At 38.3% G+C, this 13270-nt stretch carries 9 protein-coding genes; 8 read left to right on the top strand and 1 reads right to left on the bottom strand.

Annotation, left to right across the window (positions count from 1 at the left end; all coding sequences use genetic code 11):
• Positions 1 to 290 precede the first annotated feature (290 nt).
• A complete protein-coding gene (gene ltaS / locus J2S17_RS25045) occupies positions 291 to 2285 on the top strand; it encodes a lipoteichoic acid synthase (protein ID WP_307479145.1) in 1995 nt (664 codons plus the stop codon).
• A gap of 47 nt (positions 2286 to 2332) precedes the next feature.
• On the opposite strand, the gene J2S17_RS25040 is transcribed toward ltaS, so the two are convergent.
• Positions 2333 to 3751: a sigma-54 interaction domain-containing protein gene (locus J2S17_RS25040; RefSeq protein WP_307479143.1), complete on the bottom strand. Its 1419-nt coding sequence runs from the start codon at positions 3749 to 3751 to the stop codon at positions 2333 to 2335.
• Positions 3752 to 4042: 291 nt separating this feature from the next.
• Between J2S17_RS25040 and J2S17_RS25035 the strand changes: the two genes are divergently transcribed.
• From J2S17_RS25035 to J2S17_RS25005, 7 genes are all read left to right on the top strand, one after another.
• The gene (locus J2S17_RS25035) at positions 4043 to 5431 is read left to right on the top strand and encodes an aminotransferase family protein (RefSeq protein WP_307479141.1); all 1389 of its coding nucleotides are present in this window, start codon (positions 4043 to 4045) and stop codon (positions 5429 to 5431) included.
• Between the two features lie 521 nt (positions 5432 to 5952).
• Entirely contained in the window at positions 5953 to 7395 is a 1443-nt protein-coding gene (locus J2S17_RS25030) for an APC family permease (protein WP_307479140.1), read from the top strand.
• Between the two features lie 288 nt (positions 7396 to 7683).
• Positions 7684 to 8871: a CaiB/BaiF CoA transferase family protein gene (locus J2S17_RS25025; RefSeq protein WP_307479137.1), complete on the top strand. Its 1188-nt coding sequence runs from the start codon at positions 7684 to 7686 to the stop codon at positions 8869 to 8871.
• Positions 8872 to 8885: 14 nt separating this feature from the next.
• Positions 8886 to 10088, top strand: a complete 1203-nt coding sequence (locus J2S17_RS25020) for an acyl-CoA dehydrogenase family protein (protein ID WP_307479238.1) — start codon at positions 8886 to 8888, stop codon at positions 10086 to 10088.
• A gap of 26 nt (positions 10089 to 10114) precedes the next feature.
• Entirely contained in the window at positions 10115 to 10429 is a 315-nt protein-coding gene (locus J2S17_RS25015) for a DUF3870 domain-containing protein (RefSeq protein ID WP_307479134.1), read from the top strand.
• Positions 10430 to 10601: 172 nt separating this feature from the next.
• Complete coding sequence (locus tag J2S17_RS25010) at positions 10602 to 11024, top strand: MaoC/PaaZ C-terminal domain-containing protein (protein ID WP_307479132.1); 423 nt, start codon at positions 10602 to 10604, stop codon at positions 11022 to 11024.
• A gap of 13 nt (positions 11025 to 11037) precedes the next feature.
• Positions 11038 to 12333: a sigma-54 interaction domain-containing protein gene (locus tag J2S17_RS25005; RefSeq protein WP_307479129.1), complete on the top strand. Its 1296-nt coding sequence runs from the start codon at positions 11038 to 11040 to the stop codon at positions 12331 to 12333.
• Positions 12334 to 13270: the final 937 nt, after the last annotated feature.

Here is a 13270-nt window from a genome sequence, read left to right as displayed (position 1 = left end):
AAGAAAAAGCTGCTCATTAGGAGCAGCTTTTCATGTTGAATATGCCTATTTATCATCAAAACACTTGACATTTTGTGTAAAAGGAGTATAGTTATGACCCGTGACCGATTCATTTTATATTCTTTTTTTATTCATAGATTGGTCATATTTAGGTTTTAAAATAGTGGAGATAGGGTATGGTAAAGGGTGAAAATATTCCTAATTGGAAAGATTAGGATTTTCGATACCTTTTCCTTATAGAATTTTTTTAAAAGCATGTTATAATAATATGCTAGAAGGTAGGTGCAATAATGAACAACTTTATGAAAAAAGGTCAAAATATATTGTTAGATAAATATATTGGCTTTTTCTTTTTAGCTGTATTCTTCCTTTGGATGAAAACGTATATTACACAATTGACACAGTTTAACCTGGGTATTGAAAGCCCAATCCAGCAATTTTTATTGTTTTTGAATCCACTAGGCTCAGCTTTGCTATTTTTAGGTATTGCCTTCCTATTTAAAGGCAGAAAAAAATATATTTCGCTAGTTGTTTTACACTTTTTTATGTCTTTTTTACTTTATGCAAACGTTGTTTACTATCGGTCTTTTACAGACTTTATTACTTTACCGACTTTAACAATGACGCAAAACTTTGCAGATGTAAGTAAAAGTGTAACTTCTTTATTAAGACCTTATGATTTCATGTTTTTTATTGACGTTGTAGTTCTTATCGCTCTTTTAGCCTTTAAATTTGTTAAAATTGAGATGAAGGACTTTGGACGCAGAAAAATAGCAGCGGTTTTTTCTCTTGGTCTTGCTATATCTTGTGCGAATCTCGGACTAGCTGAAGCAGATCGTCCACAATTGTTAACAAGAGGTTTTGATCGAAATTATATTGTTAAGTATTTAGGTATGTACAACTATACCGTTTATGATGCGGTTCAAAGTACAAAAGCATCAGCACAGAGAGTAATGGCTGATAGCACTGATACGACAGAAGTCATAAACTTTACTCAATCAAACTATGCAGAGCCGAATCCTGAAACGTTTGGTGCCGGTGAAGGCATGAATGTCATATACTTGCATCTTGAATCAATACAAACCTTCTTAATGGATTATGAGTTACATGGAGAAGAGGTTACGCCATTCTTAAATTCATTAATTCGTGAAGAAAATACAACATACTTTGATAACTTCTTCCATCAGACTGCACAAGGGAAGACAGCAGATGCAGAATTTATCTTAGAGAACTCGCTTTATGGGCTGCCGCAAGGTTCAGCTTTCACGATGAAAGGTATGAATACTTATCAGGCAGCACCAGCAATTTTAGCAGAAAAAGGATATACTTCTGCTGTATTTCACGGTAACTCAGGTACGTTCTGGAACCGTAATGAGATCTATAAAGCATTTGGTTTTGACCGCTTTTATGACTCTAATTTTTATAACATGGACCCAATGGACCTGACAGACTATGGATTAATGGATAAACCGTTTTTCGAGCAATCTCAAGCGTACTTAGAAGAATTGCCACAACCGTTTTATTCCAAGTTCATCACAGTTACACATCACTATCCATACCCTATAAGTGAAGAGGATGCAACAATAGCACCTCATACAACTGGTGATAAGTCTGTAGATACTTATTTCCAAACTGCGAGATATGCAGATGAAGCACTGGAAGAATTCTTTGAGTATCTAAAGGAATCTGGTCTATATGAAAATTCCGTTATCGTAATGTACGGAGATCACTATGGTATTTCAAGTAACCATAACCGCGCGATGTCTGAAGTACTTGATAAGGATATTGCAGAATTTGAAGATACTGGACTTCAACGTGTGCCGTTATTTATCAGAGTTCCTGGCATGGAAGGCGGGGTAAATCACGAGTATACTGGTCAAATTGATCTTAAGCCAACACTGCTTCATTTACTTGGTATCGAAGCAAAGGATTATATTCAATTTGGTACAGATATTTTCTCGGAACAGCATGATGATCTAATTCCTTTCCGTAATGGAGACTTCGTCAGTTCGAGCATTACCTCAATCAGTGGTAAGTTCTACGATTCTAAAACAGGCGAGTTAATTGAAGATGAAGAGCGAATTGCTGAAGGTGAACAGCTTAACGACGCTGTTGATCAGAAGTTAGCTTTATCGGATAAAGTGGTTAATGGTGACTTACTACGATTTTACACACCTGAAGGTTTTAATCCGGTGAAACGTTCAAAGTATGATTATAGTCAATTTGAGAATTACAATGATCCAGAGATAAGTAAGGATATTGAAAAGGATATTGAAGCTGAATAACCAAAAGAAGAGACTGTCCTTAAAGAACAGTCTCTTCTTTTTGGTTTTTATGAGTGAAGTTTTAGATGTTTTTGCATTTTCCTAAATGCAGTCGATTGATTGATGCCCAAGGCTTCAGCTACTTTGTAAGAACTTTGGTATCTTTCATATGCCATCCTAATCAATTGCTCTTCAACGTCTTCTTGCGCTTGTTTCAGAGTGCATATTTGGTCAACATGAATGGTATACTGAGTTCTTTTATTGATAGGCTTATTTTGAATTATCTGATTTGGCAAATCTGTAAGCTTGATTTCTTGATGGTCAGAAATAACCACTAAACGCTCAATTAAATTTTCTAATTCTCTTACATTGCCTGGCCAATCATAATTCATGAATGCATTCTCTGCTTCAAAAGATAAATGGACGGAGGAATGATGCTTTTTATTAAATTTTGTGAAGAAAAATTCGATTAAGTAAGAGATATCTTCCTGTCTCGTTTTTAATGAAGGAATAAGGATGGGAATGACATTTAAGCGGTAAAATAGGTCTTCTCTGAAAGTGCCCTGTTCGATCATCATCTCAAGGTTCTTATGGGTAGCGGCTATGATGCGGATATCGATGGAAATGGTTTTTGTACTGCCAATCCTTTGAATCATTTTTTCTTGAATTACTTTTAAAAGCTTCACTTGCAAATTTAATGGCATTTCACCAATTTCATCTAAAAAAAGCGTACCTCCATTAGCTTCCTCAAGTAAACCCTTCTTTCCGTCCTTGTTGGCACCGGTAAATGCTCCAGGTTCATAGCCAAATAATTCTGATTCAAACAGGTTTTCAGGAATTGCCCCGCAGCTAACCTCAATAAAAGGATGAAATTTTCGATTGCTTTTCTTATGGATAGTTGCAGCAATCACTCCTTTTCCCACTCCTGTTTTTCCAGTTAGAAGAATTGTTGAATCAACAAGAGCAATCTTATCTACCATTTTAATTATTTTGCGCATATTGGGAGCAAAGGAAATAAAATCGAGCGAGGCTGGACTCTGGCATTTTCTTAGCTCTTGCTGCTCCTCTTGGAAGGGCTTCAACAAATGCTCAGTTCGCTCGATATTATCTCGCATGAGCTTAATCTCGGTTAAATCCCTAGAAGTAAATATGATTAGTTCTATATTGCCATAAGCGTCAAGGACAGGATTGCCTATAACATGTATGGTCTTGCCGCTTTTTGTTCTTTGTAACATGGAAACACTTGCTTTTCTCTCGATGACGATTGGATAAATCGAAGGAGAGTATAGTCCATTTCTAGAGAGATCTAATGTATTCTTACCTATAATCTCTTTTGCTTTCATGCCATATAAGGCTTCGCCTGCTGGGTTTACTCGCAGCACCACACCTTCCCCATTCGTTACGAAAATTTCATCAATCGATGAGTCGATAATCATCTCCAGCTCTTTATTTCTTATATGCATGTCTGTATGTTCGTTCGAATTCACTCAGCCACCTCTATTCGAGAAAATATATATAAATAATATCAAACCCATAAAGTTTTAACAATTCGGAAAATCGAACAAGTACAACTTGACCGTGATGGCATAAGGAGTTTTATGAGATAAATGTTTCAACGATAATGCAATAAAGCATGAAATTGTCATGCGTTATTGCATTAATTGTTGGCTTTTATGAACTGATAAGACTAATTCACCTGTTAAATCTAATTGGCATGAAACTTGCTTATTAATTGGGAGTTAATGTAAGAATGCAGTGATTATGAGGAGGAGAAAGCGATGGCTCTATATTCAGAGAAACAAATCAGTCAGTTATTCGAATTAGATAAGAAACATTATTTACATCCAACAACGCCTATCAAACAGCATCAGGTAAATGGACCGAAGTTTATTTTCACTGAAGGAAAAGGCGTTTATTTAACTGATGTATATGGTGACAAATATCTTGATGCGCTCGCATCTTTATGGAATGTCAATATTGGACATGGGCGGAAAGAAATTGCTGAAGCAGCTTATCAGCAAATGTCTAAATTAGCCTACAGCTCTTCGTTTAGCAATTTATCTCATGACATGGTAATAAAGCTGTCTGAGAAACTGTCAACTTTGACACCTGGTGATTTGAATGTGTTTTTCTATACGTCTGGAGGCTCCGAATCAAATGATACAGCCTTTAAGCTCGTGCGTCACTATTGGAAATTAAAAGGGGAGCCGCAAAAGCGGAAAATTATTGCGTTGGATAGGGCTTATCATGGAATCACAGTTGGTGCAACAAGCGCAACAGGCATTCCTCAATTCCATGATATGGCTGCATCGCTGGCTCCAGATTTTCTCCATGCTGCAGCGCATCAAACGAATTGTGAACAAGGGGATACAACTGACCCGAATTATGAGAGAAGCATTCGTGGTCTGATTGAAAGTGAAGGAGCAGAAACGGTAGCTGCCGTAATACTTGAACCGATACAAGGTGCTGGCGGAATCATCATTTCACCTGATGGCTATTTAGAAGCTGTGCGTCGATTATGTGATGAATATGGCATATTGCTTATTGCAGATGAAGTCATTTGTGGATTTGGCAGAACAGGAAAGATGTTTGGTGTGGATAATTGGGAGGTTGTACCAGATATAATGACATTAGCAAAAGGAATAACAAGCGGATATATTCAATTAGGGGCCGTTGCGATTTCAGAAAGGCTCAGAGATGAGCTTGCAATTGTATCGAATGACATGCTATTTCATGGATTCACTTATAGTGGTCATCCTACTGCATGTGCAGTTGCATTAAAGAATATTGAAATCATTGAAAATGAGAAGATTGTACAGCATGCTAAAGACATGGAAGCTGAATTATTTAAGGGTATGTGCTATTTGGAGACCAAACATGATATTGTAACCAAGTCACGTGCGAAAGGGTTGCTGGGGGCATTCGAATTATATGCAGATAAGGAGAATCGATTGCCGTTTGAACCAGCTGCCATGGCCGCACAAAAGTTGGTTGAGGAATGCTTTAAAAGAAAATTAATTATAAGATCTATAACATATAATGGAACAAACATCATTGCTATGTCACCGCCGCTCATAATAACAAAAGAAGAAATAGAAACAATCATATCTATTTTATCTGAATCAATTTCTGCAGTTGAAAAACAGTTGCACAATAAAATCTTATAATTTCTAATCCTCATGATTCTGAAGGAAAAAGCAGCAAACAAGCAAGTAGGTATGTGAAATATAAAGCCACCCATCTATAAAAGGGTCCACTATAGGATTTAGGATAGAGGCAGTGAGGATGTGGACCCGCTTGTTTTTTAAAGTATAGAAGAAGGAACTGCTCTATTTTCTGGAGAAATAAATCAGTATGATAACCGATAGATCGTTTTTTTACTGTCCGTTGCTCACGTGGAGATTGAGCCTAGAATGTTTGATTATTGTGAGGGAAAAGATCTTTGGTCCCATGCATAAAGTGATTGACAAGGAGAAGGTAGTTGGGGGTGGAAATTAGAATAATATTAGGGAAGGTTTTTATATCTTCAATTTACGGAAAATTCAGTGTTTAATGAAAGCGTTTAGAACGAATTTCCAAGATAATTATCAAATGGAATGGATAATATGTACATGTTATGTTGGTTTATGGCAGGTATAACGGAATAACTAAGTGTTCTTAAAAGATCAGGATGATAGGAGGCTAATGTATGGACGAGCCGAAATTATTGAAGACTTTAGGAAACAGAGATGTTCTTGCTCTTGCTTTTGGAGCAATGATTGGTTGGGGCTGGGTGGTTACAGCTGGGATTTGGATCAGTGAAGCTGGCTCATTAGGAGCGATTCTGGCCTTTGCAATTGGAGGATTACTCGTAACCTTTGTTGGCTTAACATATGCAGAGCTTTCATCAGCTCTCCCTCTAGTAGGTGGAGAACATGTTTACAGTTTTATGGCGATGGGCAGATTGGCAAGTTTTATAACGACTTGGGCGATTGTGTTGGGTTATGTATCAGTTGTCGCATTTGAGGCAGTCGCTTTGCCAACGGTATTCGACTATTTGATTCCTAACTACAGCAAAGGCTATTTGTATACGATAGCAGGCTGGGATGTAACGGTTACTTGGGCCGGAGTAGGAATTCTTGGTTCTATCATCATTGCCTGGATTAATTATCGAGGGATCAAATTTTCGTCTGTAGCTACATTTATTCTTACCTTATTAATCATTATAGCAGGTATTTTACTCATTACAGGAAGCACTTTTACAGGGAATACAGCAAACATGCAGCCATTATTTGAACATGGGTTAGCGGGTATCCTCACGGTAGTAATCATGACCCCATTTATGTTCGTTGGTTTTGATGTCATCCCGCAAGCGGCGGAAGAAATTAACCTTCCAAGAAAGCAAATCGGTAAACTATTAATCATATCCGTTTTTTTAGCAGTTCTATGGTACGTTCTTGTTATTTTTGGTGTATCACGAATTTTAACCCCTGCTGACATTGCAGAATCTAATCTTGTTACTGCAGATGCGATGATCAAAGCATTTGGGGGCAGTCAGTTGATGGGAAATATCCTTCTCTTAGGAGGAATCGGGGGGATATTAACAAGCTGGATTGCTTTTTATGTTGGAGGAAGCCGAGCGATTTATGCTTTAGCTAAAGCAGGGATGCTGCCTCGATCTTTAGGTGAGCTCCATCCGAAATATCATACACCTCATAAGGCAATTCTACTAATTGCTGTTCTTTCTACAGCTGCCCCGTTACTTGGCCGCCAAGCTTTAGTATGGCTAGTTGATGCAGGTGGTCTTGCCTTGGTGGTTGCTTGGTTGATGGTGGCAATTTCGTTCATAATATTACGCCATAAGTATCCAAATATGAATCGTCCATTCCAGCTTCCAGGCGGAACTTCAATAGGTTGGATAGCGGCTGTTATGTCGGTCGGAATAGCGGTTTTATATTTTCCAGGAATGCCATCAGCCTTAATTTGGCCGTATGAATGGCTCATTATCTTAGCGTGGTCGATTCTAGGAGCTTTTCTTTATAAAGTATCGATGAAGAGGTATGGAACGAAACAATCCGACCTTCATATGGAAAAAGAAATAGCCAAAGTTATCCGTTATGAAGAGGATCATAAAGAAGAAAAAACAATATAAGAATCGATAAAGAAAAAAGTTATAATGAAAATATTGAAAAATTCTCAATATTGGTATATTATTATCTTAACGAACCACTGACAGTAATATCCTTACTGCAAAAATGGTTTGCTTTAATAGGAATGATTAAATAATAATAAATTAAAATTGACTTGATTCACTTGATTTTCTTTTGCCGGAAAACAAGCCCTGGATAGGAGTCGGTGAGACCATCTTGTTGCGTTTAAACGCATGAAGATTGTTTTGCTGGCTCTTTTTGCATTCATAATACAGCAAAGAGGTGAAAAAATGTCAGGGGCATTAGAAGGAATCCGCATTATCGATGCATCTAGAGTGCTAGCTGGTCCCTTTTGTACGATGATCCTAGGGGACTTAGGAGCTGAGGTCATTAAAGTGGAACACCATTTAGCAGGCGATGAAACAAGAGGATGGGGACCACCGTTTGCTAAAGGTGAAAGCGCTTATTATCTTTGTGCAAATAGAAATAAGCAAAGCATGACATTAAATTTGAAGACAGAAGAAGGCAGGAATATCTTTAAACAGCTAGTAGAGTCTGGCGATGTAGTAGTTCAAAACTTCAAAACAGGAACAATGGATAAGATGGGTCTGGGTTATGAAGTATTAAAAGAAATCAACCCGAAAGTGATTGTCGCTTCCATTACAGGTTTCGGCTCGGATGGTCCATATAAGAACCTGCCAGGCTATGATTATATTATTCAAGCAATGAGTGGATTAATGAGCATTACAGGAGAAGCAGAAGGCAGCCCTATGAAGGTTGGGATCGCAATTGCTGATGTACTTACGGGGTTATACACGTGTATTGGGATATTAAGCGCCCTACAGCATCGTCATCAAACGGGAGAAGGACAAGAAATTGATATTTCTTTAATGGATTGTCAGATTGCATCTCTTATCAACGTGGCAAGCAATTACTTAGTAGGCGGCATGCAGCCAAAACGGCTTGGAAATCAGCATCCCAATATTGCGCCATATCAAGTCTTCCCTGTATCTGATGGAGAGATGGTTATTGCGGTCGGGAATGATGAGCAATTTAAGCGGTTTGCTGCCGTAATAGGACAGCCAGAATTAGCAATGGATGAGAAATATAAATCAAACCAATTGCGAGTAGAGAATAAGGATACGCTTGTACCTAGTTGCGAATGGGCTCTTAAGCAGAGAACAAAGATTGAATGGAAAGCCTTATTGGACGAAGCAAGCATTCCAAATGGTCCGATAAATAGCATTCCAGAGATGTTTGCTGACCCTCAAGTAAATGCGAGGGAAATGGTTGTCAAAATGGAGCATCCATTAATCGATGACCTTCAGTTGACAGGCTCCCCTATCAAGCTTTCAAAAAGTCCAGTCACGATGAGGACGCATCCGCCATTATACGGCGAACATACAGACAAAATATTAGAGAACTATGGGTTTACTACCGATGAAATTGTAAAATTAAGAACAAAACAAATTATTTAGGAGGAATTATCATGATGAATTTCGAATTAACAGAAGAGCAGCAAAGTGTAAAAAAATTGGTGAGAAAATTTGTGGATAAGGAAATCATCCCAAATATTCATGAGTGGGATCGAAATCACCACTTTGAACCGAATATTTTGAAAAGATTGGCAGAGTTGCAATTAATGGGTGTTTGTATTCCAGAAGAGTATGGCGGAGCAGGTATGGACTATAACACTTTGGCAATCGTATGTGAGGAACTGGAACGCGGAGATACTGCCTATCGTACAGCAGTATCGGTACACACAGGCTTGAATAGTATGACTATTTTTCAATGGGGGACAGAGGAACAAAAACAAAAATATCTCGTTCCACAAGCAAAAGGAGAAAAAGTAGCGGCATTCGGACTTACCGAACCTAATGCTGGTTCAGATGTTGCTGCTATGAATTCTTCAGCTGTTAAAGATGGAGATCATTATATTTTAAATGGATCAAAAACATGGATTTCCCTTTGTGATGTTGCCGACCATTTCCTTATCTTTGCGAAAACTGACCATGATGTGGCACATAAAGGAATCACTGCGTTCATCGTTGAACGTACATTTCCTGGAGTGGAAACAAAAGCAATTAAAGGGAAACTGGGCATAAGAGCAGGGAATACAGGCGAAGTATTCTTATCAGATGTGAGGGTGCCAATTGCTAACCGTTTAGGCGAAGAAGGAGAAGGTTTTAAAATTGCCATGTCAGCGCTTGATAATGGTAGATTTACTGTTGCAGCTGGAGCGGTTGGCCTAATTGGTGCAAGTTTAGAAGCAAGCTTAAAGTATTGTCATGAAAGAAAAACTTTTGGCAAAGAAATCGGGAAACACCAATTAGTACAGCAAATGATCGCGAAGATGAGTGCCAATTTAGAAATTTCCCGTCTCCTTGTTTTTAAAGCGGGAACTTTGAAAAATGCTGGACAAAGAAATACGCAGGAAACTTCTTTAGCAAAATGGATATCATGTGATGCTGCGAATGAAGCTGCCAACGACGCAGTGCAAATTCATGGTGCCTACGGATATTCTGATGAATATCCAGTTGAACGGTTTTTAAGAAATTCAAAAGCACCTGTTATTTATGAAGGAACAAGAGAAATCCATACAGTTATGCAAGGTGAATACGCACTTGGTTATAGAGAAGATAAACCTCTAAGAAACCAGTTGCCTGCTTGGCCATTTGAACAGGTGACAGTGTAAACTAGATAGAAAAAGGAGCACGTTAAATGTACACATACTTTATTGCAGGTCATGCTAAACTTCCTCAAGGAATGGCAGCACGAAACCTTTATGATTCCATTACAATCACTTTAGAGCTTGATTTTAAATATGGTGTGATTGTGGATGCCTCTTGTACACTGGCAACCGAGCATGGGCGTGAATATATCCGCCAGCTGCTGCGCGGTTATTCATTGCAGGACGGTATGGATGATATCTTGGACAAATTGAAAAAGCATTATCGTGGGAAGGCTGGCCAAGCCATTCAGGCTGCTTTAAAAGATGTGTTTTTACAATATGACATGGTGCAAAGCCATGAATAGGATGGTGAATCTGTCTGCTAGGCAGACAGATTCATTTTTTTCATAAATGTCTGCAAGTTTAATCGATATTATAAGCGAGATATGTATTGTCAATTATCTTCATATTTCGCTTATGGCTATTGATTTTAAACAGTTCAGCAGGGAATCTTAATCAAAAGAAGGTAGGATATATATGGGATATTTACTCACTGAGTTATCTATTGGGCAAACAGCACAATTACAAAGAACGTTTACGGAAGCAGATGTCTTGGCATGTCAAGTTCTCACACACGACTATAGCCCTGTCTATAATCCTGATGAAGAGGTCTGGCGAGTAAATTATGAACGGCCAATCGTTCCAGGACTTTTAGCAGAAGGGCTCATTCACCAAGTTGTAAGTGAAAAATTGCCGGGGGCTGCTTGCATACTTTTGCAAAAGGAAGTTATTTTTTATCATCCAGTCTACACGAATGATAAAATAACAGCTGAGCTGGAAGTGATTGATATTAATAAAGAACGAAGTTGGGTGACACAAAAGGTCACTTGTTTTAATCAAGTAGGCAATGAGGTCATTAGAGGTCAAATTGTTCTTTTTGTATTACCTAAAGAGGATTGACAGGTGAATAATTATGGAAGGGTCAATTAGAATGAAGGAAACAAAAGAAGAGCTTGCTTCTATTAAGGTAAATCAACTTGGCCAAATAATCAGCGTGAATTCAGTTTTTTGTCAATTGTTTTCTAAGGCAGAAGATGAGTTGCACGGTTTAGATGTGAAAGATTTAATGACAAGAGTCCATCATAAAAAGAAAATTTTCTTCTCAAATGTATCTGGCATCCCTTGTCTTATTCAATGGTTTGAGAGAAGCGGGCATAATCAATACGTGATTCTCCTTACACAAGGGAAGGTACATTTAGACGAACTAAAAGCCTTTCTAAATGCTGAGCAAAACTTGAAAAACACGAGCAGCTGCTATTCGTTTTCTAACATTATTGGTGAAAGTATTGCATTAGAAAAGGTAAAAGATCTTGCGGCAAGAATAGCTACAAGCACATCAACAGTCTTGATTACAGGTGAAAGCGGAACAGGAAAGGAACTGTTTGCTCAAGCTATCCATGGCTTAAGTTCTAGGAAAGAACAACCATTTATTGCCGTAAACTGTGCAGCGATTCCCGATGAATTGTTCGAATCGGAAGTTTTTGGTTATGAAGAGGGGGCTTTTAGCGGGGCGAAAAAAGAAGGGAAACCAGGCAAAATAGAACTTGCTCAAAATGGCACATTATTTCTTGATGAAATATCAGAGCTTCCCTTACAGGCACAAGGGAAGTTGCTCCGTGTTCTACAAGAAAGAGAGATAGAAAGACTAGGCGGTACTGGAAAACGCTTAGTAGATATCCGCATTATTACAGCGACTAACAAAGATTTGAAGGCACTTGTCAAAGAAGGCAAGTTTAGACAGGATCTATATTATAGGTTATATGTGTTTGATTTGAAGATTCCTTCGCTTAAGGAAAGGAAAGAAGATATTCTTCCTTTGACTTATTATTTTATTGAAGATTTTAATATGAGATTAGGCAGAGATGTAAGAGAAATTGAACATCAACTGAAAAGCTGGCTATTAAGCTATGATTGGCCTGGTAATGTGAGAGAGCTTAAAGCAACAATAGAGAGAGGAATGAACCTTGTTGAAGGCAGAGCTCTATCTTATGATGCTATTCACTTTACTTCATTTGTTTCACAGGCTCCAGATATACACTTTTCAACACAACCATTTTCATGCCTGGAAGAGGCAGTTCAACAAGCAGAAATCACTGCAATCAATCATGCTTTACAAAAAGCTGGTGGAGATCGCACAGAAGCAGCGTTGAATCTTAAAATTCACATCGCTAGTTTATATAGGAAGATGGCTAAATACGGGATAAAGTAAATGGTTTATTTTTTGTAAAAATTAAAGCTGAACAGAAGGTAACAAATAAACTGCATCTAGCATTAGGATAGGTTCTAAGGACTGTTTTATTCTTTATAGGCAAAGTTTTTTTAAAAAGATAAGAAAGATTACCACAGAAATTGATTCTGTGGTTTTTTTCTTTTAATGAGATGAAATTGAGGATGATGTATTTGTTTATTGTTTAACCTGGTTTTCCTTCTTCTCAGCTCCTCTTCATGGATGCCTCCACCCCTTTCTAATCTGTCTTGCGCGATTCTCTCGATTTCAGATAAGAATCCCGTCCTTTCTAATCTGTAATGCGCGATTCACTGGATTTCAGATAAGCATCCCGCCGATTCTAATCTGTATTGCGCGATTCACTGGATTTCAGATAAGCATCCCGCCGATTCTAATCTGTATTGCGCGATTCTTTCGATTTCAGATAAGAATCCCGTCCTTTCTAATCTGTATTGCGCGATTCACTGGATTTCAGATAAGAATCCCGCCGATTCTAATCTGTATTGCGCGATTCTCTCGATTTCAGATAAGCATCCCACCGATTCTAATCTGTATTGCGCGATTCTCTGGATTTCAGATAAGCATCCCGCCGATTCTAATCTGTCTTGCGCGATTCTTTCGATTTCAGATAAGCATCCCGCCGATTCTAATCTGTCTTGCGCGATTCTCTCGATTTCAGATAAGAATCCCGTCCTTTCTAATCTGTATTGCGCGATTCACTGGATTTCAGATAAGAATCCCGTCCTTTCTAATCTGTATTGCGCGATTCTCTGGATTTCAGATAAGAATCCCGCCGATTCTAATCTGTCTTGCGCGATTCTTTCGATTTCAGATAAGAATCCCACCGATTCTAATCTGTATTGCGCGATTCACTGGATTTCAGATAAGAATCCCGCCCATTCTAATCTATATTGCGCGA

Source organism: Cytobacillus purgationiresistens, assembly GCF_030813235.1.
GTDB classification, from domain to species: Bacteria; Bacillota; Bacilli; order Bacillales; family Cytobacillaceae; genus Cytobacillus; species Cytobacillus purgationiresistens.
Note: the sequence above shows the minus strand (reverse complement) of the source record. Positions and strands in the feature narration are given on the sequence as shown.